This is a genomic window from Ekhidna sp. (genome assembly GCF_965221965.1).
In the GTDB taxonomy this organism is placed as follows: Bacteria; Bacteroidota; Bacteroidia; order Cytophagales; family Cyclobacteriaceae; genus Ekhidna.
In genome coordinates this window covers 2,834,596-2,858,158 of record NZ_OZ244926.1, presented here as the reverse complement: position 1 = coordinate 2,858,158, position 23,563 = coordinate 2,834,596, and the positions used below count along the sequence as shown (strand labels likewise).

The 23,563-nt window shown below is 40.8% G+C and carries 20 protein-coding genes; 17 read left to right on the top strand and 3 right to left on the bottom strand.

The features are described 5' to 3' along the window. Positions 1–66: 66 nt before the first annotated feature. Complete coding sequence (locus tag ACOQON_RS13475; protein ID WP_420575938.1) at positions 67–2,808, bottom strand: putative LPS assembly protein LptD; 2,742 nt, start codon at positions 2,806–2,808, stop codon at positions 67–69. A 167-nt stretch (positions 2,809–2,975) separates the two neighbouring features. On the opposite strand from ACOQON_RS13475, the gene ACOQON_RS13470 reads away from it, so the two are divergent. From ACOQON_RS13470 to ACOQON_RS13445, 6 genes are all read left to right on the top strand, one after another. Continuing rightward, positions 2,976–3,776, top strand: coding sequence for an N-acetylmuramoyl-L-alanine amidase family protein (locus ACOQON_RS13470; RefSeq protein WP_420575937.1), 801 nt, complete (start codon positions 2,976–2,978; stop codon positions 3,774–3,776). A 12-nt stretch (positions 3,777–3,788) separates the two neighbouring features. After that, positions 3,789–4,712, top strand: coding sequence for an MlaD family protein (locus ACOQON_RS13465; protein ID WP_420575936.1), 924 nt, complete (start codon positions 3,789–3,791; stop codon positions 4,710–4,712). A 9-nt stretch (positions 4,713–4,721) separates the two neighbouring features. Then, positions 4,722–6,350 (top strand): acyl-CoA carboxylase subunit beta, encoded by a 1,629-nt coding sequence (locus ACOQON_RS13460; RefSeq protein WP_420575935.1) that lies wholly within the window; start codon positions 4,722–4,724, stop codon positions 6,348–6,350. Positions 6,351–6,365: 15 nt separating this feature from the next. Continuing rightward, positions 6,366–7,214, top strand: a complete 849-nt coding sequence (locus tag ACOQON_RS13455; protein WP_420578693.1) for a transglutaminase-like domain-containing protein — start codon at positions 6,366–6,368, stop codon at positions 7,212–7,214. Between the two features lie 100 nt (positions 7,215–7,314). After that, the gene (locus ACOQON_RS13450) at positions 7,315–7,653 is read left to right on the top strand and encodes a PadR family transcriptional regulator (RefSeq protein ID WP_420575934.1); all 339 of its coding nucleotides are present in this window, start codon (positions 7,315–7,317) and stop codon (positions 7,651–7,653) included. Continuing rightward, on the top strand, positions 7,650–10,280 hold the full coding sequence (locus ACOQON_RS13445; RefSeq protein ID WP_420575933.1) for an FtsX-like permease family protein: 2,631 nt from the start codon (positions 7,650–7,652) through the stop codon (positions 10,278–10,280). Before ACOQON_RS13450 ends, ACOQON_RS13445 begins: the two co-directional genes overlap by 4 nt. A gap of 3 nt (positions 10,281–10,283) precedes the next feature. On the opposite strand, the gene ACOQON_RS13440 is transcribed toward ACOQON_RS13445, so the two are convergent. Beyond that, on the bottom strand, positions 10,284–10,889 hold the full coding sequence (locus tag ACOQON_RS13440) for a 4'-phosphopantetheinyl transferase family protein (RefSeq protein ID WP_420575932.1): 606 nt from the start codon (positions 10,887–10,889) through the stop codon (positions 10,284–10,286). 28 nt (positions 10,890–10,917) lie between these two features. Here ACOQON_RS13440 and ACOQON_RS13435 point away from each other — a divergent pair, with 28 nt between their 5' ends. The 3 genes from ACOQON_RS13435 to folB are packed head-to-tail and all read left to right on the top strand — an operon-like array spanning position 10,918 to position 13,123. Then, the gene (locus tag ACOQON_RS13435) at positions 10,918–11,823 is read left to right on the top strand and encodes a WD40 repeat domain-containing protein (protein WP_420575931.1); all 906 of its coding nucleotides are present in this window, start codon (positions 10,918–10,920) and stop codon (positions 11,821–11,823) included. Beyond that, positions 11,820–12,770, top strand: coding sequence for a DivIVA domain-containing protein (locus tag ACOQON_RS13430; protein ID WP_420575930.1), 951 nt, complete (start codon positions 11,820–11,822; stop codon positions 12,768–12,770). The genes ACOQON_RS13435 and ACOQON_RS13430 overlap by 4 nt, the downstream gene beginning before the upstream one ends. Before the next feature lie 2 nt (positions 12,771–12,772). After that, a complete protein-coding gene (folB, locus tag ACOQON_RS13425; RefSeq protein WP_420575929.1) occupies positions 12,773–13,123 on the top strand; it encodes a dihydroneopterin aldolase in 351 nt (116 codons plus the stop codon). Here folB and ACOQON_RS13420 read toward each other — a convergent pair. Further along, positions 13,120–13,401, bottom strand: a complete 282-nt coding sequence (locus ACOQON_RS13420; RefSeq protein ID WP_420575928.1) for a HesB/IscA family protein — start codon at positions 13,399–13,401, stop codon at positions 13,120–13,122. The two genes, folB and ACOQON_RS13420, sit on opposite strands and share 4 nt — an antisense overlap. 191 nt (positions 13,402–13,592) lie before the next feature. On the opposite strand from ACOQON_RS13420, the gene ACOQON_RS13415 reads away from it, so the two are divergent. From ACOQON_RS13415 to ACOQON_RS13380, 8 genes are all read left to right on the top strand, one after another. Next, on the top strand, positions 13,593–14,114 hold the full coding sequence (locus tag ACOQON_RS13415) for a hypothetical protein (protein ID WP_420575927.1): 522 nt from the start codon (positions 13,593–13,595) through the stop codon (positions 14,112–14,114). A 3-nt stretch (positions 14,115–14,117) separates the two neighbouring features. Further along, the gene (locus ACOQON_RS13410) at positions 14,118–14,513 is read left to right on the top strand and encodes a YkvA family protein (RefSeq protein WP_420575926.1); all 396 of its coding nucleotides are present in this window, start codon (positions 14,118–14,120) and stop codon (positions 14,511–14,513) included. 4 nt (positions 14,514–14,517) lie between these two features. Beyond that, positions 14,518–14,970: a D-aminoacyl-tRNA deacylase gene (gene dtd / locus ACOQON_RS13405; protein ID WP_420575925.1), complete on the top strand. Its 453-nt coding sequence runs from the start codon at positions 14,518–14,520 to the stop codon at positions 14,968–14,970. A gap of 116 nt (positions 14,971–15,086) precedes the next feature. After that, the gene (lepA, locus tag ACOQON_RS13400; RefSeq protein ID WP_420575924.1) at positions 15,087–16,874 is read left to right on the top strand and encodes a translation elongation factor 4; all 1,788 of its coding nucleotides are present in this window, start codon (positions 15,087–15,089) and stop codon (positions 16,872–16,874) included. A gap of 2 nt (positions 16,875–16,876) precedes the next feature. Then, positions 16,877–17,752 (top strand): bifunctional 5,10-methylenetetrahydrofolate dehydrogenase/5,10-methenyltetrahydrofolate cyclohydrolase, encoded by an 876-nt coding sequence (locus tag ACOQON_RS13395; RefSeq protein ID WP_420575923.1) that lies wholly within the window; start codon positions 16,877–16,879, stop codon positions 17,750–17,752. Then, complete coding sequence (locus ACOQON_RS13390) at positions 17,736–18,353, top strand: 7-carboxy-7-deazaguanine synthase QueE (protein WP_420575922.1); 618 nt, start codon at positions 17,736–17,738, stop codon at positions 18,351–18,353. The genes ACOQON_RS13395 and ACOQON_RS13390 overlap by 17 nt, the downstream gene beginning before the upstream one ends. Next, the gene (locus ACOQON_RS13385) at positions 18,308–20,257 is read left to right on the top strand and encodes an OmpA family protein (RefSeq protein ID WP_420575921.1); all 1,950 of its coding nucleotides are present in this window, start codon (positions 18,308–18,310) and stop codon (positions 20,255–20,257) included. Before ACOQON_RS13390 ends, ACOQON_RS13385 begins: the two co-directional genes overlap by 46 nt. A gap of 249 nt (positions 20,258–20,506) precedes the next feature. Next, positions 20,507–23,551, top strand: coding sequence for a SusC/RagA family TonB-linked outer membrane protein (locus ACOQON_RS13380; protein ID WP_420575920.1), 3,045 nt, complete (start codon positions 20,507–20,509; stop codon positions 23,549–23,551). The last annotated feature ends 12 nt before the right edge of the window (positions 23,552–23,563 follow it).

The window sequence follows — 23,563 nt, the reverse complement described above, 5'->3', positions numbered from 1 at the left end:
CAATTCGTAAGGGATTTGAGGGTTTGGAAGGTTAAATGGTAATTTTTACAATTTTAAAAGAGGGAGTTAATTAAAGAAATCGAAGAAGCTTCGTCGTTTTTCAAGTTTAAGATCCTGAAGCACCTGTGATTTAACTCGTATGGATAAGAAGTAGGACTGGTACCTTCCGAAAGGAACCCAATCAAAATTCATTGTCCAGCAGTGAAGATCTCGCGAGATTCCCAATCGAGTGGTGGTAAAGTCTTTCGCCTCAAAGTCATAGCCCGAGTTGAAAGTGATCTGCGTTTTGTCGGTAAGACCTAGCGTTCCGCTGAAGGAGAGGCTTTGCCGGATGGTGGGGTCTTCAAAGCCTTGTTTGTTTCTGTTTATTGAGTATTGCACGCGTAAACTCCATGGCACGGCAAAATCGACATACATTTCAGGGTTGTTTTGAATATGTTCCACTTGCTCTCTTTCAAAATCAGTCATCCCATCAAAGCCCACCTGTTCATCGGGAGGTACTACTCCTTGTTCACCATAAAGATCATTCAGTCGACTGTTTTGGTTTGAGTTTTTTCTCTTTGAGGATCCTGGAGGAGCAAGATTTAAACTTATTGCAGTAGTCATATTAGATAACCTCCCTAAACCATTTCCATTATTCCAGGCATACCTATTCAATCTACGCTGACTTACAGTCCTCTCTCCTCGCGCATTTACACTTTCGGAAATTAGAAGGTACTCATATGGGTCAATAGTACCAGTAAAGTTCACGGATACTTTGCCTTCAAAGAAGCTCGTTCGTGCATTCACATTGATATTACTAAGCTTAAATGAGTCTGCTGCAAGATTGTAACCAGAGCTTAATCCGAGGTTGTCGAACAACTTTATTTTTTTGAAGCCACTGACAGTGTCTTTCTTACTTGCCACTTTCATTTCAAGGTTGTTGGAAAGTGAGAAGCCCAAAGTTTTACTTTCTCCACCAGGAGGAGAACCATAGGCAAAGCCTTCGTATTTACTCACCCGTCGAGTGTTGCCTAGAGAATCAATCTGTATATCATTGTACACCCCATATTTTGTATCAGAAAAGTCCGGACTATAGCTAAATGAAACACTTGGAGTCATTACATGTCTGATTGCCTGAATTTTACTATTTGGGAAAAATACCGTTCCGTAAACACGTGTATTTAATGAGGCACCTGTAGACCAACTTCCTGCTCTGCTGAACCCGTCTACAGTATCTATTCTTACTCCATTTTCCTCCTCAACATATTCATATTGTAATTCCTTATTATACCAAAGCTCTTGATAATTGAAATTGGGATTTAATGTGAAAAACTTCAAAAGGCTTAATGAAGTAGAAATCGGAACGGTGTGTTTACCACCAAGCTTGGAGCGATCCATTATCTCGCTAAGATTCCCCTGATTAAAAGCAATTATTTCATCGGATCGCTCTCCTCGGTTTATTACATTAAAACCTGCATTTCTAACTGCTTGATTTGACAATTCATTCTTTGCGACAAAATTGTGACTGAAGTTGAGCTTTGCTAATGGAGACTTGCTGGAATTAACCACATTTTTAAGTGGATAAATTCGATTCATATTAACCGTTAAATCCGGTAGTGTAAGGTTCACAATGCCTGTGCTAAGGTTTTGGCTATGTCGCAGGTTTGTTGACATTTGAAAAGGGGTACCAGCGAATGTCTTTCTATAGCTAATATTTGAAGCTAATTGCGAATTGATGCTTCGATCGAAATCTTGAACAACAAGGTTATTATTGGTATTGTAGCTCGTGGAAGCAGCGTTCACGGAGGCAGAAAATGAGGAATTCCCCCTGGACTCAGGCGTGTGATTCCATCGAACACTATAGTCATTTGTTTCCAATGGATTCTCTATCTCATCCGAGATGGATTTGATGTAAGACATATTGAATGTTCCCCTGAAAGAATAACGCTTGTAATAATTTGATACCGACTGAATACCATGGCCACCTTTTGAATAGATATCTCCTGTAAGTCTTAAATCCACATAGTCACTGATGGCAAAATAATACCCCCCATTCCTTAAGAAAAATCCTCTTCTCCGTTCTTCTCCATATGATGGAACCACAATTCCTGATGATTTTTCCTTGGGTTGAGGAAACATGCCAAACGGAAAGAATAATGGAGTTGGTAAGTCTCTAAAACGCATGTTAAAGGGTCCGGAGACCACTTTGTTGTTAGGTATTACTTTGATTTTAGTTGACTTTATTGAAAAATGCGGATCTTCTAGATTACACGTGGTGTACTCTGCACCTCTGATAAACAATTCATCCTCTGAATTTTTTTTCACGTCTTCACCGTGCATAAACCCTCCATCCTGCTCGGTAATTACCCCCTTGATTACCGCCCTCTCTGTTTTGAAATTGTAGACGATATCATCTGTGACATAAGTGTCCGGGCCATCTGTAAAAACAGGTTTACCAATTTTCTTACCAGTGGAGTCAGTTTTGTATTTAGCCTTCAACGTCCGCTTATTCCAATCCACTTCGGTTTGTTCAGCCTCCAGAGCTACTTTGCCATAATCAATATGGGTATCACCATACATAGTTAGCTCTCTGCTTTTTACATTGAAAAAAAGTGAATCTTTTGCGTGATAATTGATGGTAGTTTCAATATCACTTTTCTTAGATGCAGGTTTTTTTTGGACTAAAGAGTCAGCTTGGGTTGTATCTGAATTGATTAACGTATCAGATTCGAGTAGGTCCTCCCGGTCCTTAGATAGTGAATCTATTTCCTGTGATTGTACATGGAAATAGGCAGTGAAACAGAAAAGTAAAATGAGACACCTCAATCCAACTCGCTTTTTTGAAAATGAATGATGACCAAACTATCTTTGAGATGTTTAATTACTGGCACAATTGGCAGATTTTTTGCAAATGAAAGCAATTGAAAACTGTATTGAATGCCGGTTTTTCTAACTTTTGCGTAAAAGTATTTCATTTTAGACAATATAAGGGCGTGAGAAACCTAGTACTACCCATCGGACTGACTCTATTTTTGGTTTTAGCATCATTTCACCCAATAGGGAAGAAGAATTTTGCGGTGACAAAGATTGTGATTGATCCTGGTCATGGGGGAAAAGATCCAGGAACTCTTGGATCTTATACCAAAGAAAAAGATGTGGCTTTGTTGGTAGCCATGAAAGTGGGGGAGTATGTTGAACAGTATATTCCAAATATAGAGGTCATCTATACCCGTAAAGACGATACATTTATAGACCTTAAAAAAAGATCTGAGATTGCAAATAGTCATGATGCTGATCTGTTTGTTTCGATCCATGCAAACTCCTTACCAAAAACAACTCCTTATGCCAGGAAGCAGGCTATAAAGGGGTCAGAGGTTTATGTGATGGGAGCGCAAAATACAGATCGCGCACTTGAGGTTGCAAAACGGGAGAACTCAGTAATCTTATTGGAAGAGGATTACGAGAAAAACTACGATTTTGATCCACAGTCCGAAGAATCCTATATTCTTTTTAACCTGACTCAATCGGCTTTTCAGGATAATAGTTTGATGCTGGCCAGCCTGATTGACGATCAACTAAAAAACCGTGCCGGGAGAAGAAGTTATGGCGTAAAACAATCCAGTCTTTACGTGATGTGGAGCACTGCAATGCCTAGTGTGTTAGTAGAAATTGGCTACCTTTCCAACCCGGCCGAGGAGAAGGAATTAAATAATCCGGATGTGCAGTCTTACATTGCGTCTGGTATTTACCGTGCCATCAAAGATTACAAAGAAGCATTTGATGCTCAAAACTAAAAATTAAGAACTGTGTCAAAAGAATTCAAGATTGGTCTAATCACCATTATTTCCGGAGCTCTTTTATACTATGGGTTCAATTTTCTACGAGGGTCTGATTTGTTCTCACCTTCCAACAGATACTTTGCCACATATACGAATGTTTCGGGCTTAAACGTATCTAATCCAGTGTATTTTAACGGACTTCCCGTTGGACGAGTAAGTGGGTTTGAGTTGGTTCAAAAGAAAGGGTACATAGTTGTCTCAATCGATATTGATGAAAAACTTACTATTGGAAAAGATGCATCGGCCACACTAGCCAATGATGGACTTTTTGGAGGCAAGGCGATTGTCCTAAATGTGGGAAAGTCTGAAGAAAAAGCACAGCCCGGTGACACGCTGGCTTCTGATATGGATGGTGATATGCTCTCGCAATTTGAGCCAGTGGCAGACAACTTGAATACAACAATTACCAAGCTTAATGAATTGCTTGACGAACTAAATAATACTGATATTAAAGGCACTGTTGACACCTTAAAATATGCTATTGGTTCAATCACATATAAGGTAAATCAGCTCGAGGTGGAAAAAGTTCTCACCTCGACAGACTCATTAATCCTGAGTATCAAGGACAGAAGTGACCAATTGGAGGGGCTGATTTCAAGCTCTAAAATGTTGATGGATTCACTCAATGAAGTTCCAGTTGCTGCCACTTTAGAAAAAGTAAATGAATCACTGGAGCACGTCAACAAACTATTATTAGCAGTACAATCCGACGAGGGGACCGTAGGTAAGCTCCTCAATAATGATTCTATCTATAACAATTTGAACAAGCTTTTAGTAGATATGGATGAATTAATCATTCACTTCAATAATTATCCTAAGGACTTCCTGGGACCTTTGGGAAGGAAGAATAAAAAACTAAGAGGTATTCCGCAGGAACAGGAAGGTAAGTAGCGAACATTCATGGACATTCAATTCAATAAAAATGAAGATGCCAACAAACAGTTGGTATACAAACTAAACGAGCGCCTGAAAAAAGTAAAACTTGGTGGTGGAGAAAAGAAAATAGCTTCACACCATAAAAAGGGTAAGCTTACCGCTAGAGAGCGAATTGACTATTTGCTCGATGATCCAAAAGATTTTTTGGAAGTGGGAGCCTTTGCAGCTGATGGCATGTATCAAGAAGTGGGTGGGTGTCCGTCTGCAGGTGTGGTAACTGGCATTGGAAAAGTATCCGGGCGGCAGTGTATGATTGTAGCGAATGATGCGACAGTGAAAGCAGGAGCGTGGTTTCCGATGACGGCTAAAAAGAACCTAAGAGCTCAGGAGATATCAATAGAAAACAACCTGCCGATTATTTATTTGGTAGATAGTGCCGGAGTATTTCTTCCTATGCAGGATGAAATATTTCCCGACAAAGAACACTTTGGTAGACAATTTCGAAATAATGCAGTAATGTCCTCTAAAGGCATCATCCAGATTGCAGCGATCATGGGAAGCTGTGTGGCTGGAGGAGCGTATCTGCCGATTATGGCCGATGAAGCTTTAATAGTTGATGGTACTGGTTCTGTATTCCTGGCTGGTAGTTATCTGGTCAAATCAGCAATAGGCGAAGATATTGATAATGAAACGCTTGGTGGTGCAACCACTCACTGTGAGATTTCTGGTGTCACAGACAATAAGTTCCCTGATGACAAAGCGGCTCTAGACGCGATCAAAAAGATATTTGATAAAGTCGGAGATCCTAAAACTGCAGGGTTTAATAGAACAAAGAGTAAAGCACCCAAGAAAAAGCTGGAGGATGTCTACGGTGAATTCCCTGCGAATAGAGGCATTCAATATGACGCAGTAGACGTAATTAAGTGCCTGGTTGATGATTCCGAATTTGACCAATATAAAGAGCTCTATGGCAAGTCTATTGTCTGTGGATATGGACGAATTGATGGGTGGAGTGTTGGCATTGTTGCTAATCAACGAAAAGTTGTGAAGACCAAAAAAGGCGAAATGCAGATGGGTGGAGTCATCTATTCAGACTCTGCGGATAAGGCAGCTCGCTTTATTATGAACTGCAACCAGCGAAAAATTCCATTGGTTTTCTTGCATGATGTGAATGGATTCATGGTTGGATCGCGATCAGAACATGGAGGCATCATCAAAGACGGTGCGAAAATGGTTAATGCTGTTTCCAATTCCGTGGTTCCTAAATTCAGTATTGTCATGGGAAGTTCTTATGGAGCTGGTAATTACGCAATGTGTGGAAAAGCCTACGATCCACGTTTGATCTATGCATGGCCTACTGCTGAAATAGCGGTAATGAGTGGAGGCTCGGCTGCAAAAACGCTTCTGCAAATAGAAATTGCCTCAGCTAAAGCAAAGGGAAAAGAACTTACAGAAGAGGAGAAGAATGAGCAGTTGAAAAAAATTGAGGATTCCTACAAGGAAAAGCTAAGTCCATACTATGCCGCATCGAGGTTGTGGGTAGATGGAATCATCGATCCTAAAGACACTCGTGAGGTTATTTCAAAAGGAATTGAAGTGGCCAACCTCGCGCCAATTGAAGAGCGTATGAATGTAGGTGTCATCCAAACTTAATACCTTTATTAAGTGCTGAAGGATTCTGAAATAAAGGCATTAGTCGTTCTCCTGGACGATGAAGATCACGAGGTAGTTTCTCATGTGGAAGAAAAAATCATGTCTATTGGCACGAGCGTGATCCCCATGCTGGAGCAGGAGTGGGAGAGCACATTCAATCCTATCATTCAAGGCAAGATTGAAGATTTGATCCACGAACTTCAGTTTGAATTACTGAAGGAACGGTTTATTGAATGGAAAGAAAATGAATCCGATGATCTGTTGAAAGGGCTATGGATTGTAGCCACTTATCAATACCCTGATTTAGAACCGGATGAGCTTCGCCAGCCTTTGGACCAGTTGTATCATGAATTGTGGAGGCATATGAGTGAAGAGATGGCTCCTTATGATCGCATTAGGGTCTTCAATGAAGTCTTTTTCAATAAGTTTCGATTTAGGGCGAATACAAAGAATTTTCATTCCCCGGCAAATTCAATGCTCAATGCCGTGCTGGAAACACGAAAGGGAAACCCTATTTCTCTTTGTGCAATCTACCTGCTCCTGGCTCAAAAAATGGACCTCCCAATTTATGGGGTTAACCTCCCTAACCTATTTATCCTCACCTATAAAATAGGTGAAGAATCCTTTTATATCAATGTTTTCAATAGGGGTTTGGTTTTCACAAGGGATGACATAGACAACTATCTGGAGAGCCTTCAACTTGACAAAAAAGACATCTTTTACGAACCTTGCTCTAATCTGGATATCATTCTCCGAGCCCTACGTAACTTGATTGTCTCTTTCGAGAAGCTGGGGGATTACCATAAAGCAGATGAGGTCAAACTAATCCTGCAAAAGCTGGACGATCAGTATTTCAGCCTCTAATTTCTCCATAGCATTGTAACCTTTCGTTTCTCTTTCAGTATTAAGATTACATTTAAGACTTAAATATTTAGTCTACTTTTAGGATTTAAATTGAAAATCTATGAATAAGTATTCGATAGGGGAATTCGAGGAGGTTGTAATGCTAACAGTGGCTGTTCTTTACGAAAATGCCTATGGGATTTCCATTAAGGAAGAAATTGAGAGCCGGTTGGAGCGAAAAGTAAGTGTAGGTGCTATGCGCACGGCACTTAATAGATTAGAGAAAAAGGGCTATCTCGAGTCAGAATTTGGGGAAGCAACTGCTGTTAGAGGAGGTAAGCGTAAGCGCTATTTCAAAGTGACTCCTTTGGGTAAAAAAGTATTGGAGCAAGTAATGGAAACCAGAAAGCAGCTTTGGGATTCTATTCCGTCGGTAGCATTTGATTTCAAATTTGCATGAGCAACTCTCAGCAAATATCGCCTCCTAGACTTCCAGCCCGATTCCTAAGGTGGTTTTGCAATTCAAAGCTTATTGAAGATGTAGAAGGAGATTTATCAGAGTTGTATGCTGAGCGTGCTAGCACTAATCTGAGCAAAGCAAAGCTCAAATACTTCCTTGATGTCATACTGCTTTTTCGACCTGGAATCATAAAAAATATCGAACTCAAAAACGGACTAATTAATATATCAATGTTAAAAAACTACTTAAAATCTGCATTTAGGAATCTCTTAAAACATAAGAGCTTCTCCTCTATCAATATTTTTAGCCTGTCCATTGGGATAGCTGCTTGCCTGGTTATATATCTTTTCATTAAGGATGAGCGATCGTTTGATGCTTTTCATGAAAATAATATTTATAGACTATGTGAGGTGCAAAGCTTCACCGGAACTAATACTCAAAAAGTGGCACTCTCAATGCCCGGTATGGGCCCAACGATGGCTGAAGAATTTCCGGAGATAGAAAAATATACGCGATTCTGGAGCTGGGGAAATCAACTGGTGGAGTTGGAGGACAAGAATATAATGGTTGACAAGGTTGTAGGTGTCGACAGTACATTCTTTGAGGTCTTCGATTTTTCACTCATTCATGGTGATCCATCTGAAGTAATCAGTGGGCCGCTGGATGCAGTTGTTACAGAATCTACTGCACAATTGCTTTTTGGTAAGGTAGATGTTGTTGGTGAGGCTTTCGAAATGGGAGGAGATCAGGTGGTTATTAGGGGAGTAGTGGAGGATGTTCCTGAAAACTCACATCTTCAATTTGATATAGTGTTATCTGTCTTTGCTGCTGGTGCTGAGGAGGACGAATTTAACAATCGGTTTGGGGGAAATTTTCTGAACACCTATTTCATCATGAACGAAAATGCCAATCTGAAACAAATGGCAGAGAAGTTCCCGGAATACTTACTCAAGTATGTCGACAATGGTGACGGAGACATTAATGAGTATTACCAACTTTTTCTTCAGCCACTCCCGGAAGTGCATTTAGCTTCCATGGATATTGAACATGACTACAATAACTACAGAAAGTTTAATGGAGAATATCTTGACATTTTTGTTATGGTCGGAATATTCATTCTCATCATTGCGTCTGTCAATTTTACAAACCTCACCACTGCAAGGGCGAGCAATCGAAGCAAGGAAGTCGGGGTAAGAAAAACGATAGGTGCGGTACGAAAACAGCTTTTCGATCAATTCATTTTTGAATCCATCCTACTTTCTGTCATAGCATTGGTGTTTGCGGTTTTGTTGGTAATCGTTTCACTTCCTTCATTAAACAACCTCATTGATCGGCAACTATCACTTTTTCCATTTCTAGTTGATATGGAGTTTATGCCCATTGTTTTAGGCGTCACTCTGCTGCTAGGAGTAATCGCAGGATTGTATCCATCGCTTTATTTATCATCATTTAAGCCAGTAGTCGTGCTTAAAGGATTAAAAACTCAGGAGAAAAAGTCTATTTTCAGAAGCTCACTTATTGTTTTGCAGTTCAGCTTAGCACTTGGCATGATTGTCTGCACATTGATTGTTGTCCAGCAGCTGATGTACATCAAAAACAAGGATATTGGTTTTTCTAAGGACCACATAGTGCTGGTGGATATGAACCGAGAGTCTCAGGAGCATTACCGGGAGATGAAAGAGGAGTTGCTAAAACAGTCAAACATTTTAGGTGTTACAGGTTCGGGTCAGCGACTTGGCAACAACTTTCATCAATGGGGTTTCAAGGTATTAAAAGACACTGGCGTTGTAAGCGTAACTCCTTCCAATGTGCATGTAGATTACGATTACCTGGAGGTGTATGATATCAAACTCAAGGATGGACGATCGTTCTCAAAAGAGTATGCAACCGATGATGGCTTAGCATTTATAATCAATGAGGCATTTGCTGATGAATTGGGCTTTGATGATCCTATTGGACAGAAAGTAGGTCATAGTTGGTACCCGAATGATTCACTTGGAACTATCATAGGAGTGACAGAGGATTTTAATTTCAACTCATTGCACTATAAAGTGAACACGCTCTCAATGGTGGTGCATTCCGAATGGGGATATAGTGAAATGTCGGTAAAGTTGAATGGTCAGAATATTGAGGCTGGTCTAGCTGAAATCGAACGAGTTTATAGTCAGTTTGTCAAGGACTTTCCTCTTGAGTATGAGTTTTTGGACGACCACTTCAGCGAGCTTTACAAATCCGATCAGCAGATGGGTTCTGTGATTACGATTATTGCTGTGCTATCCATTTTCATTGGATGTATGGGTCTTTTTGGTCTTGCTTCAATTTCGATTCAGCGGAGAATCAAGGAAATTGGTATACGAAAAGTCATGGGTGCCTCAACGAAAGAGTTAATGATACTACTTTCCAGAGGGTTTGCTATGATGATCTTGTTGTCATTTTTAATAGCAACGCCAATTACTTTCATTTTCATGAAGGGCTGGCTTGAAAACTTTGCGTATCGAATTGAAATAAATCCATTCTTATTTCTTATCGGGGGAGCAGTTGCCCTGCTCATTGCTTTAGGGACTGTTAGCTTTCATGTATTTAAAGCTGTTCGAGCTAATCCGGTGCAGTCCCTAAGGTACGAGTAAAGTTTAGGTGCCATAAGCCAACAAATACTCCTTCACCCATTCGTAATGGATTTGGTGAGTCGTTTCATGGCCCGGTTTCAATATCTCACCTTTGATCAGGCTGTCTGTCTCAAAGGACAGCTTGATCTCATTTTTCAGACTCAAAAATTTACGTCCAAAGATTTTATAGATCACTTCTTTGGCGCACCAGATTGTGCAAAGCTTTTGCAAATCATCCTGATATTGCATTTCTGTTTCATGCAGGTATTTCAGCTTAACATACTCATGTTTATCTCTAGGCCGCTCCATATCTATTCCGCATGGTTTCTCCAGGTGGATCATAGCTGCGGCGATGGGGAACGAATGTGAGATAGAGATGTTTGCTGTATTATCATTTAGGTATGGCTTGCCTTTATCCTGTTTACTGATGCCCTGGTACTTGATGCCGAACTTTTCGCAGAGTGTTTTAACAAGGATACGTCCAATAATCCACTCAGCTTGTCTTATGGGGTGCAGCTCAGCAGGGTAGGGTTCTGGAGAAAGGTATGGAAGCTCCAAAAAGGTTTCCTGGATGTTCCAGACGGCATAGGCAGATTGTTCGTCAATCTGCTTGTTCAATAGCAATGGCATTGGCAATTGTAATAATTTTGTATTCCAAATGAGCAAAATCGAAGTAAAAAAACTCCACACTTTTCTAGGGCACAACGACAGCATTTATACACTTCAGGCATTAGATGATCATCGATTTATTTCAGCCGGAGGTGATGGAATGGTCGTCATGTGGGACCTGAGATCTCCTGACGAAGGAGAGGTCATTGTGAAAATACCAAGCTCGGTTTATGCACTCACCTACGATTCCGAAGAGGGATTCTTGTACGCAGGCCAAAACAATCAAGGTATCCATAAAATCGACCTTAAGGAGAAGAAGGAGATGAAGTCCATCCATTTAGGAGAATATCAAATTTTTGACTTGCAAATGGTTAATGGTTCTCTATGGGCTGGATTGTCCAATGGTGAGGTACTGGTTCTTTCAAAAGACCTGACCATAGAAAACCGAGTGAAATATGCCAATGATCGTATCAGAAGTATTCATCAGATAAATGGCGAACTGGTGATTGGTTGCAGTGACAATGTGGCTCGTGTTGTTGACCCAAAAACAATGGATGTCAAACAAGTACTGACAGGACATAAGAACTCTGTATTTGCGGCTAAGTATCATCCCTCCGGGAAATACCTGATAACAGCGGGTCGGGATGCACACTTGAAAGTCTGGGATACGCAGGAAGATTACGTTTTACGGGAGTCAATTGCGGGTCACCTTTACACCATTAATGATGTAATATTCCGAACTGATGGACGATATTTTATAACCGGTAGCATGGACAAGTCCATTAAATTGTGGGATGCGCATAATTTTCGCTTGCTGAAAGTACTGGACAAGCATAGGCACGCTGGACATGGAAATAGCGTTAATAAGCTGCTATGGATGAATTATCAAGACTTGTTAGTAACTTGTAGCGATGATCGTTCAATCTCCGTTTGGGAAATTAAATTTGCAGAATGAAGATAACACCGCTGGAAATTCGTCAGAAAGACTTTGAAAAGAAGCTGAGAGGATATGATAAGGATGAAGTCAACGCTTTTCTCCAGTCGCTATCCAACGAATGGGAACGCATGCTCGAGGAGAATAAGGATCTGACCCTTAGGCTGAAGCAAGCAGAAAAGGAAGTGGAAAAACTCCGTGAAGTTGAAAGCTCCCTTTACAAAACACTCAAGACGGCTGAAGATACAGGTGCAAATGTGATAGAGCAGGCTAACAAGGCCGCTGAGCTTCACATGAAGGAAACCAAGATGAACGCCGAAGCTCTGCTCAGTGAATCTAAAAACAAAGCACGCTCGATGATAGAGCAAGCGGAAATGGAAGCTCGACAGATCATCGAAGAACTTCAGGACGCAGTAAAAAGCATTGAGCAAAATCACCGTGACATTGAAAATCACCGTCAAAATGCACTGCAGGAGCTGAAAAATCTTTCAGTTACTCTAATAGAGAAAGTAGAGAAAAACACTGGTGCGAATAGAGAGTTCAAGTTTGATGATTATGTGAAACGGGTAAAAAAACTTGCCCGTGAAAGTGAAGAGCGAATCAAATCCGAAAGGACAGAGGTAAAGGCAGAAAGTAAAACTCTGGAGACACCTCCAATGGATATAGAGGCACATAAAGCTGAAGTCCCCAAACGCGAATCAGAAGAAGCACAAGAAACTTCAAGTGAGCCCCCAAAAACGGAGGAGTTGCGAGAACGCATTACTCAACGAAGTAGAGTAGAAGATAAAGAGGAGGAAAAGGCCAAGGAGGCTGACAACAAAAAGACAGAGGATTCTAAGAAAGCTGATGAACCTAAGGCCGAAGAGCAGGAGGAAAAACCCAAGAAGGAAGAACATGTAGAAGAGAAGAGAGGCCCTCGTATTTCCAAGACCGTATCATTTTTTGATGAACTAGACACAGATAGCTAAGCATGGGAAGGGTTTCTCTGGAGGGAATGGAGTTTTACGCTCGTCATGGCTATTATGAAGAAGAGCGTGTAATCGGTAACAAATACAGTGTGGATGTAACGCTGGATGTAGACTTTACTGAGGCTGCTTCAGACGACAAACTGGAAGGCACTGTCAACTACGAGCAGGTTTATGAAATAGTCCAAAATGTGATGAGCATTGATGCCAACCTATTAGAGCACCTGGCCGGTAAAATGATTAAAGCTTTAAAAGAAAACTTTTCCCAAGTCAATCGTGTACAGGTTCGGATCAGTAAATACAATCCACCGATTAAAGGGCTATGCCATAAGGCGACAGTGGAGCTGGAGGGTTAAGTAAACACAAACCCTCGTCCATCAGACTCATCGTAAAACTCAATTTTTTTCCCAACCAAAAACATCATTTCACTCTTTCGGATCAGGACTTGCACGCCATCCAAATCGTAAACGTCATCCGTATCCTTCTGCTTATCAAAGCCCAACTTAAAACCAACGCCACACCCCATGCCTCTAGTAGCAATACGCAATCCATAGCCTTTGGGGATGCCTTTATTTTTTAAGATATTTTTAACCTCTTTCAGCGCTTGATCCGTTATTTCCACAGGTGGTTTCATTCACTTAATCATTTATTCAATACTAGCTTTGAATTACTTAAAGCCTCCACGTAAAAGTATTATTTTTGACGTTTATCAAATACGTATTCTAAAAATCAGCTAATCTCCTTCTCCACTTTGGAGAAGGATGGGAAGAGGCCCAAAGAAAATGGATTTTTAGAATGCATTAAAAACATTAAACAATCCAATCCATGGAAATGGTTTACGAACTTCTGAAAATTACGATTCCAGCAGCCCTGGTTCTTTATTTAGCCTACTTATTGGTTCGCTCCTTTTTACAGAAACAACTGGACGAAATTGCTTTCAGCGTGCGTCAGAAAAATCAGGAGATTGTCGTGCCGATTCGACTGCAAGCTTACGAGCGGATTGTATTGTTACTCGAGAGAATAACACCTGCAAACCTCATATCCAGGCTTAGTAGCTCGGATTATTCGGCAGAAGAATTTCAGCATATTCTGATCCATGAAATCAGAAATGAGTTTAACCACAATCTTTCGCAGCAAGTATACATGTCGGACAGTGCATGGACTTACGTAACAACAGCTGTGGAGCAGACCATATCCATTATTAATTCCTCATCGAACGCACTTGATAAAAAGGCAAAAGGGTTTGACCTGGCAAGGGCTATTTTAGAAAATAGTGCAGGAGAGGAGATGGATACGCCAAAACAGGCAATTAAGTATATTAAGGAAGAAATTCAGGACGTTTTTTAATTGATGGACAAGACCAGAAAAATATGGCAAAAAGCAAAGGAAACAGCTACTGATAAGGAGGCGATGAAGTCCACCTTGACGAAGGCTGGAAATAAGTTAAAAAGCCTAGCTGAAAATTCCAGAGAGCTGCGGGAACTGAAAACCAAACTGGAAATATTGTTAAGGATGTTCCAATCGCATATAAATGGTGAGTATAGGGCATTCCCTGTTTCAACAATCGTTTTGATTGTATTTGCATTGGTCTATTTCATCACCCCTACAGATTTAATTCCTGATTTTATTCCGGCGCTTGGCTTTACAGATGATGCTACGGTTGTGCTTTTGATAGTCAAAAAGCTAAACAGAGATATCAAAAAGTTTTACAAATGGGAAGACGAACAGTGGGAAGAAGCAGACTGATTTTATGCGAACAGTAATTCAACGAGTTTCCGAAGCATCTGTCGCCATAGAAGGTCAGACAAAGTCTAAAATAGGAGTTGGTCTAATGATTCTCTTGGGGATTGAGGACGTAGATGAAAAAGAAGACATTGAGTGGCTATGCCGCAAGATTAGCAATATGCGCATCTTTCCGGATGACGAAGGAGTTATGAATAAAAGTCTGATTGATGTGAATGGAGAAGCTCTGGTGGTAAGTCAATTCACCCTCCATGCCAGCACAAAAAAAGGAAATCGTCCGAGCTACATTCAGGCAGCCAAACCAGACAAAGCAATTCCCATGTATGAATCGTTTGTAGAGGAACTGCAAACTCATCTAACCACTGATATAAAGACCGGTGAGTTTGGCGCAGACATGCAGGTATCCCTCATTAATGACGGCCCTGTCACCATTCTGGTGGATACCAAAAACAAGGAATGATTTATTTTCGGTAAATGAGTAACCACTCTTTGAAGCTGGTTAGCAGCATGTTACCTTTGCGGCTAATTTTCAAAGGATTGAGGAGAAAGAAAGTCACAATCCGCTGACTTACATATATGAAAAACATACGAAACTTCTGCATTATTGCCCATATCGACCATGGTAAAAGTACCCTGGCAGATAGGCTTTTGGAGTTTACTCATACAGTGACTGAGCGTGATATGCAAGCCCAGCTGCTTGATAACATGGATCTGGAACGCGAGCGTGGGATCACCATTAAAAGTCACGCCATTCAGATGGATTATGAGTTGGAAGGGGAGAAATACACACTCAACCTTATTGACACCCCGGGGCACGTCGATTTCTCTTATGAAGTTTCTCGATCCATCGCAGCTTGTGAGGGAGCACTTTTAGTGGTGGACGCGGCACAGGGAATTGAGGCACAAACCATCTCAAACTTGTACTTGGCATTAGAACATGATCTGGAAATCATTCCGGTATTGAATAAAATAGACCTTCCGGGAGCAATGCCTGATGAGGTTTCTGATCAGATCATCGATTTGATTGGATGTGCCAAAGAAGATATTATCCATGCCAGTGCCAAGGAAGGTATTGGTATCACCGAAATTTTGCAATCAATTGTTCATCGAGTGCCCTCTCCTGAGGGGGATGCCGACGAGCCATTGCAGGCCATGATCTTTGATTCTGTTTTCAATCCATACCGAGGTATTGAGGTGTTCTTCCGTGTGTTTAATGGCACGTTGAATAAGGCGGATAAGGTGAAGTTCGTCAACACAGGTAAAACATATGAGGCAGATGAGATAGGGGTTTTGCGATTGCAACATGAGCCTCGAAAATCCATTTCTGCTGGTAACGTTGGTTATTTGATCTCAGGAATTAAGGTTGCCAAAGAGGTAAAAGTAGGAGATACAATCACACATGTGGATCGACCTACACAGCGGCAGGTAAAAGGATTCGAAGATGTGAAGCCAATGGTATTTGCCGGTATTTACCCGGTCGACACAAGTGAGTTTGAAGAACTCAGGGCATCTATGGAAAAACTTCAGCTGAATGATGCTTCACTTATATGGGAGCCGGAAACATCAGCGGCACTTGGATTTGGTTTTCGATGCGGCTTTCTGGGAATGCTCCACATGGAAATTGTGCAGGAGCGATTGGAGCGTGAGTTTGATATGACTGTAATCACGACTGTACCTTCGGTGCGATTTCACGCCATCGAAGAAGATGGAACAATCATTAAGGTAAGTGCTCCGTCTGAGCTTCCTGAGCCCAACCTTATTGATCACATTGAGGAACCATTTATTCGTGCTCAGATCATTACAAAGTCTGAATTCATCGGACCGATCATTGCACTCTGTATGGATAAAAGAGGGGAGATTAAGAATCAAGTGTACTTAACCTCAAACAGGGTTGAGCTGACATTTGAGATTCCATTGGCTGAAATAGTATTTGATTTTTTCGATAAGTTGAAAACCATGTCAAGAGGATATGCCTCGCTTGATTACGAGCTGATTGGCTATCGAAGATCGAACATGGTGAAGTTGGATATCATGTTAAATGGAGATAAGGTAGATGCACTGTCAGCAATTGTGCATAGAGATAAAGCCTATGAGTGGGGCAAGAGACTGTGCGAAAAACTTAAAGAATTAATCCCTCGTCAGATGTTTGAAATTGCGGTACAAGCAGCAATTGGTACCAAGATCATCGCGAGAGAAACCGTGAAGGCCATGCGTAAAAATGTATTGGCTAAATGTTACGGTGGAGATATTTCAAGAAAGCGAAAGCTACTTGAGAAACAGAAAAAAGGTAAAAAGCGAATGCGTCAGGTTGGCAATGTAGAAATTCCACAGGAGGCATTTATGGCTGTATTAAAACTAGATTAAAAATGTCATCACCAACTATCATTGACGGAAGAAAAGTCTCCAAAGACATTAAAAATGAAATCGCCGAAAAAGTTGAAAAACTTAAGGCTGATGGTAAACGAGCACCGCACCTGGCCATTATTATTGTTGGTGATGATGGAGCCAGTCATACGTACGTAAATGGTAAGATCAACGCATGCAAGGCAGTGGGGTTTGATTTTACACTCATGCACTTCGCAAATACGATCTCAGAAGAGAAGCTGATTAAGCACATTGAACAACTGAATGACGATCAGGATATAGATGGGTTTATTGTCCAGATTCCTTTACCTGATCATATATCAGTGGAACATATTACCGAGCGTATTGCTCCGCTTAAAGATGTTGACGGCTTCACGAACCAAAATTTTGGCAGCATTATGTCCCATCATCAGTTGCTCTTGCCGGCAACTCCTTTTGGAGTGATGGAATTGATTCGCAGGTATGAGATACCAACAGAGGGAAAACACTGTGTGATCGTCGGTGCATCTCGTATAGCCGGAGCTCCATTGAGTTTGATGATGCTTCAGGATGGGGGCGCTACAGTAACCGTCTGTCACAAGCTCACAAGAGACCTAAAAAGCCATACAAAAGAAGCGGATATATTAGTTGTCGCAGTTGGCAAGCCAGGCTTAATCACCAAAGACATGGTGAAGGAGGGTGTAGTAATTATTGATGTTGGAACTACACGCGTGGAAGATGCCTCAAAAAAATCCGGGTTCCGACTGTCAGGAGATGTGGTATATGATGAGGTAGCACCATTAGCTAGTTATATAACCCCCGTTCCAGGTGGCGTAGGTCCTATGACCATAGCATCTTTGCTTTTGAATACATTCAAGGCTTATGAGCGAAATCACTGACCCGGATTACCTTCCAGTGATGGAGTCTTTTTACACAATTCAGGGTGAGGGCTTCTATTCCGGGACTCCCGCCTACTTTATAAGATTGGGCGGATGTGATGTGGGATGTGTATGGTGTGATGTAAAAGAATCATGGGATGCTTCACAATTTGAATGGTTTTCGGTAGGACAAATCGCAAAGGATGCAAAGAACTCAGGAGCACATGTGGTGGTCGTGACGGGTGGCGAACCTTTAATGTATGATCTTTCTGAGCTTACCAGCGAACTAAAAAAGCTTGGCCTTCAAACCAACATCGAGACCTCTGGTGCTTATCCATTATCAGGTCAATGGGATTGGATTTGCTTCTCTCCCAAAAAATTCAAGGCACCATTGGACGAGTTTTATTCAAAATCACATGAGTTGAAGGTAATTGCCTTTAACAAGAGTGATTTTAAGTGGGCAAGTGAACATGGAGACAAAATGGGACCAAACGCCGAACTATTCCTTCAACCAGAGTGGTCGAAAGAAAAAGAAATGACACCTTTGGTCGTTGATTTTGTGAAGCGAAACCCGAAATGGAAAATATCCCTTCAAACACACAAGTACATGGATATACCCTGAAATGGGTGTTGATTATCATATGTACATTACTTCAATCTGGTTTTATATACTCACAGTCACTGTCTACCGAAAGTAAGAAAGCAAGAAAGCTTTACGAAAAAGCAGATAAGAAATATCAGGACAGGGATTTCTACGGAGCTCTGGAATATCTGGAAGAGTCCGTAAAGGAAGACCCTTCATTCTTCGAAGCGTATATCAGAATGGGCAGTTTCTATAATGCTCTGGGACAGGAGGATTCGGTCTACTCCAAGTTTCGTAGCTATGTAAAGATTGCTCCTGATCCAATAGCTTCAGTTTTGGAAAAGTTAGCCTTTATGGCTTTTGATCGAGGTGAGTATGAAAATGCCAATCAATTCTTAAACCAATTTCTAAAAAGAGTGCCCGAAAGAGCCGCAAGCTTTGAAATTGATTTACTTTCCAGAAGTATTGATTTCGCTGTTTCAGAACTAGCCAGCTCAAAGGATAGTGTTGAAATGAAGCTGTTACCGGAAGAAGTAAATCGCTTCCGTCTCCAGTACTTGCCTTCAGTCACTATTGATGATGCTTCTATGTTTTACACAAAGAGAGATGATGTAAAAGGAGATGAAGATATTGTAGTCAGTCATAAGAAGGATGGTATGTGGCTTCCGGCCCAATCCGTTTCATCCCGAATCAACACTCCACTCAATGAAGGGGCATGCACAGTCTCTGCAGATGGTAGAACCATGATCTTCACTTCCTGTGACGGAAGAAATTCGTTAGGCAGCTGCGATCTCTATATTTCTAAAAAGTCCGGAGATACCTGGTCGTATCCAAAAAACCTGGGTCAACCGGTGAATAGTATTTACTGGGAGTCTCAGCCTTCTTTATCTGCGGATGGAAAAACACTCTACTTTTCATCTAACCGAAGAGGAGGTTTTGGTGGTCGTGACCTTTGGGTTTCTGAGAACAGAAATGGAAAGTGGTCTGAACCAAGGAATCTTGGCAAAGAGATCAATACGCGAAAAGATGAAACGACCCCTTTCATTCATACCAATGGAGTTTCGCTCTATTTTTCTGGAAATGGTTATCCCGGTATGGGAGGATATGATTTGTATCTAGTCCAAAAAGAAGACACTACCTGGTCAAAGCCTCAAAACTTAGGTTATCCTATAAATACGTTTCGTGATGAAGTATCTATTGTGATAATAGGAGAAGGATCCAAAGCGTATTACGCCAAGGAAGAACAAAAGAATTTTGAAATTCTGGATAGCAAGATTATCAGAATTGAATTACCAGAGAGACTAAAGTCCAAAAGGGCTTCTTATATAATAGGTGAGATTAGAGATGCTAAAACCAATAAACCATTAAGAGCGGATGTTCAGGTTGTTAATTTATCTAACGATCAATCGATATATGAAAGTGAGTCCGATTCAATTACCGGACAGTATTATATGGTATTACCTGTTGGTTTAGATCTGGCGGGATACGTGAAAAAGAAAGGATATCTCTACTCAGACTTCCATTTTTCGACTGATTCCAATAGTGCTCTTCAGCCTGACACTATTGATATTGAATTGATTCCAGTACAAGAGGGTGAGACACTTGTTCTAAAGAATATCTATTTCGATGTGGACTCTTATGAAATCAATAATCGATCTACTTCCGAGTTAGAAAATGCTTTTCAACTATTAAAAGAAAATCCAAATATAGTTGTGGAAATAGCTGGTCATACAGATGATACCGGGAGCAAATCATACAACGAACAACTTTCAAGATTCCGAGCAAAGGCTGTATATGATGCACTTATTTCAAAAGGCGTAAATGAGAAAAGGTTAACCTATAAAGGCTATGCGGATAGTCAGCCTATAAAACCAAATACCACCGAAATCAACCGACAATCCAACCGCAGGATAGAATTTCGTGTCCTACGGACGAAACAATGAAAGGTTTTGCTTTTTATTACAATTTTTAACAAATCAAGATTCAGAATTTAATTAAAGTGATACTTTAAGACGTAATGAAAAATTCCGAAAATTTAACTTTTACTTTTTTTTGCTATTGATTTCGGTTTTTTCCAAACAATTTGTCTTGAAAATTACTTTGATGGGCCTGTTTTTATTTTGTTAAATAACCTTAAAAAGACATATCTTTCGGGTTTCAAATAATTAATGTTTAACAATTAACTAGTTAGTATGAAGAGGATTTTACTACTAAGTTTTGCGTTCTTAACTGTTATTGCCTTCAGTGCAATGGCGCAAAGAACGGTTTCTGGTAAAGTCACCGATGATACAGGTGAGGCTTTACCAGGAGTGAATGTTGTGATTAAAGGCACAACAACTGGTGTTACTACTGATTTGGATGGAAATTACCGACTTTCAGTAGATGATGGCGCTACCTTGGTCTTTTCTTACGTTGGGTTTGAAACGCAAGAAATTCAGGTAGGCTCAAGAACTACAATAGATGTTACTTTGGGCGGTGCTACAGAACTTACCGAGGTAGTTGTCTTGGGATACAGTGATGCCTCTAGAGACAAATTGACATCTGCGGTATCAGTGGTAGACAATACTGAAATTGAAAGCTTTAATGCAAGTACAAGTATTGACCAAATCCTGCAGGGAAAAGCGTCTGGAGTTTCAATTGTTGGAGCAAACGGACGTCCGGGACAAACAGCGTTGGTAAATATTAGAGGTATTACTTCAATTCAGGGTGGAACGAACCCATTATACATCGTAGATGGTGTTCCTGTTGATCCTTCCAATGTGAATAATATCAATCCAAGTGATATCGAAAGCGTTTCTGTACTAAAAGATGCAGCAACTGCGGCACTTTATGGATCTCGTGCCGGTAATGGTGTGATTGTAATTACTACCAAAAAAGGATCAGCTGGTGATGCTAAGATTACAGTGAAAACCAGCTACGGTTCTGCTTCCAGAATAGAAGACAATTTTGATATGATGAATGCACAGCAAATGCTTCAATATGAAAAGCAGCTTGCTGATGTTGGTGTTTCATCTGCTGCTGCTCAACCGGGTGGACGTTTAGCTAAAGGTAGAGATTGGGGACCGTTCCTTAATAGAAATACCGATTGGTTCGATGAATTGCTGAAAGCAGGTCGATTGGAATCACAAAGTGTATCCATGCGAGGTGGAACTGAAGCAGCAACTTATTTCTTCTCTCTGGCAAGAGATTATAACGAAGGAATTATCAAAGATTTGGACGGATTTGAGAGATTCTCAAGTAGGTTGAATACCACTTTTAAATTGAGTGATAATGTAACTGCTGGTGTGAACGTAGCTGTTGCAAGATCAGAATCTGATCTTCCTCGAGATCGAAACAATGTTCAGAACCCATTCCGGGCAATGTATGATTACAAGCCATGGGCGACTAAATATGTGACTGATGCAGCTGGAAATGTGATTTTGGATGCCAACGGAGAGCCTCAGTACAACTTCGGAGAAGGAATTTCACTTGGTTTCAATATCTCTGAGGCATTAGTAAACAACACTGAGACTACCACAAACTTAGTTTCAATTGCCAGCGCGTTCACAGAAGTTTCTTTCTTGCAAGACTTTAAGTTCAGAACCACTTTGGGGATGTCGAATGATAGATTTCAGCGTCAGTCTTTCCTAAAGCCAGGATCAAGACTGGATCAGTTCGTGGGTGATGCCAATAATCCGGGATCAAAAACGGATAATGGCAGCAATGATTATCGTATTGTTTCTACAAACATTCTTAGCTGGACTAAAACGTTAGCTGATGTTCATGACGTAAGTGTTCGAGCGCTTTATGAGTATAATAAAAGAGTATTTACAGATTACACAGTAACATCTGCTGGATTTGTAACCGATCGTTTGTCAGTGCAGGATGTAGCTGCTATTCCAACAGCTTCCGGATCATTTGAAACCTCAAATATCTTAGCTAGTTACGGTGCATTCATCAATTATGCATTTGATGACCGATACATTGTTGATTTGTCATTGAGACGAGATGGTTCATCAAGGTTCGGTCGAGAGAGTAGATGGGGTACTTTTTATGCAGTCAGTGGTGCATGGAATGTGCACAACGAATCTTTCTTTAATGTAGATTTCTTTAATTCATTGAGAGTGAGAGCGTCTTATGGAGCGTCAGGAAACCAGCAAATACCAGATTTTGGTAGTTTGAGTACTGTATTGTTCCAAAGCAGAAACGGTCAATCAACTGTAATACCTAACGGTGAAGCAGATCCCGGTCTTCAGTGGGAGGCTCAGAAAATCATTGATGTGGGTATTGAGAGTACATTCTGGGACAATAGAGTCACTTTCGTAGCGGATTATTTCCAAAGAACATCATCTGAGCTTTTAGGTGAGAGACCATTGAGTCAAAGCATTGGAGATGAGAATAACGTTATCCTAACGAACTTAGGTGAAATCGAATCTAAGGGTTGGGAGTTTGAATTGTCTGCAGATGTACTTAGCAACAATGATTGGTTAGTGCGAGTTGGAGGTAACATTTTCTTCATTGATACAAAAGTGAATAAGCTTTCTGAAGGAAATGATATTTTCAGAAACTTCACAATTTTGAGAGAAGGCGAAGAGATCAACTCTTTCTACCTGAATCGATATGCTGGTGTAAACCCTGCGAATGGTGAAGCACTTTGGTACACTGCTGATGGAGAAATCACAAGTACATTTAACGGTGAAGATGCTGTTTTGCTAGAAGGTAAATCTGCACAACCTGATTATCAGGGTGGATTCTTTGTTAGTGCAAGATGGAAAGGAATTGACCTTCGAGCCGATGCGGTATTCAGAGGTGGTAACTATATCTATAATACAATGGAGTCTAACATGCTTTCAGACGGTGTGAGTATTAACACGAATCAGCGTACTGATGCATTTAACTTCTGGAGAAATCCGGGAGATACAGATGTGCTTCCAAATCCACTTTTCGGATCAACGGCAGCACAGACTTCTGATCGATTCCTTCAAAGAGGAGATTATATTAGGCTAAGAAATGTAACTATCGGTTATACCCTGCCTAAAGCGCTTATCGAAAGAGTTGGATTGGATTTTGTGAGAGTGTTTCTACAAGGTCAAAACCTTCTTACTTACAGACCTTACTTTAAGGGTGATCCGGAAGTTGGAATTGGATCTGGAGAGACAATTGCACCCGGAGCGGATGGTTTCGTAGCTGGTGAGTTTAACCTTTACAGCTATCCAAACCTGAAAACGTATTCTGCAGGTATTGAGATTAGATTCTAAAATGAGAAACTG

What these genes read in the sequence shown, in the direction of transcription:
- ACOQON_RS13460 (WP_420575935.1), top strand. Translation starts at nt 4,722, where the DNA reads ATGGACATTCAATTCAATAAAAATGAAGATGCCAACAAACAGTTGGTA.
- ACOQON_RS13450 (WP_420575934.1), top strand. Translation starts at nt 7,315, where the DNA reads ATGAATAAGTATTCGATAGGGGAATTCGAGGAGGTTGTAATGCTAACA.
- ACOQON_RS13445 (WP_420575933.1), top strand. Translation starts at nt 7,650, where the DNA reads ATGAGCAACTCTCAGCAAATATCGCCTCCTAGACTTCCAGCCCGATTC.
- ACOQON_RS13440 (WP_420575932.1), bottom strand. Translation starts at nt 10,889, where the DNA reads ATGCCATTGCTATTGAACAAGCAGATTGACGAACAATCTGCCTATGCC.
- ACOQON_RS13435 (WP_420575931.1), top strand. Translation starts at nt 10,918, where the DNA reads ATGAGCAAAATCGAAGTAAAAAAACTCCACACTTTTCTAGGGCACAAC.
- ACOQON_RS13430 (WP_420575930.1), top strand. Translation starts at nt 11,820, where the DNA reads ATGAAGATAACACCGCTGGAAATTCGTCAGAAAGACTTTGAAAAGAAG.
- folB (WP_420575929.1), top strand. Translation starts at nt 12,773, where the DNA reads ATGGGAAGGGTTTCTCTGGAGGGAATGGAGTTTTACGCTCGTCATGGC.
- ACOQON_RS13420 (WP_420575928.1), bottom strand. Translation starts at nt 13,401, where the DNA reads ATGAAACCACCTGTGGAAATAACGGATCAAGCGCTGAAAGAGGTTAAA.
- ACOQON_RS13415 (WP_420575927.1), top strand. Translation starts at nt 13,593, where the DNA reads ATGGAAATGGTTTACGAACTTCTGAAAATTACGATTCCAGCAGCCCTG.
- ACOQON_RS13410 (WP_420575926.1), top strand. Translation starts at nt 14,118, where the DNA reads ATGGACAAGACCAGAAAAATATGGCAAAAAGCAAAGGAAACAGCTACT.
- dtd (WP_420575925.1), top strand. Translation starts at nt 14,518, where the DNA reads ATGCGAACAGTAATTCAACGAGTTTCCGAAGCATCTGTCGCCATAGAA.
- lepA (WP_420575924.1), top strand. Translation starts at nt 15,087, where the DNA reads ATGAAAAACATACGAAACTTCTGCATTATTGCCCATATCGACCATGGT.
- ACOQON_RS13395 (WP_420575923.1), top strand. Translation starts at nt 16,877, where the DNA reads ATGTCATCACCAACTATCATTGACGGAAGAAAAGTCTCCAAAGACATT.
- ACOQON_RS13390 (WP_420575922.1), top strand. Translation starts at nt 17,736, where the DNA reads ATGAGCGAAATCACTGACCCGGATTACCTTCCAGTGATGGAGTCTTTT.
- ACOQON_RS13385 (WP_420575921.1), top strand. Translation starts at nt 18,308, where the DNA reads ATGGAAAATATCCCTTCAAACACACAAGTACATGGATATACCCTGAAA.
- ACOQON_RS13380 (WP_420575920.1), top strand. Translation starts at nt 20,507, where the DNA reads ATGAAGAGGATTTTACTACTAAGTTTTGCGTTCTTAACTGTTATTGCC.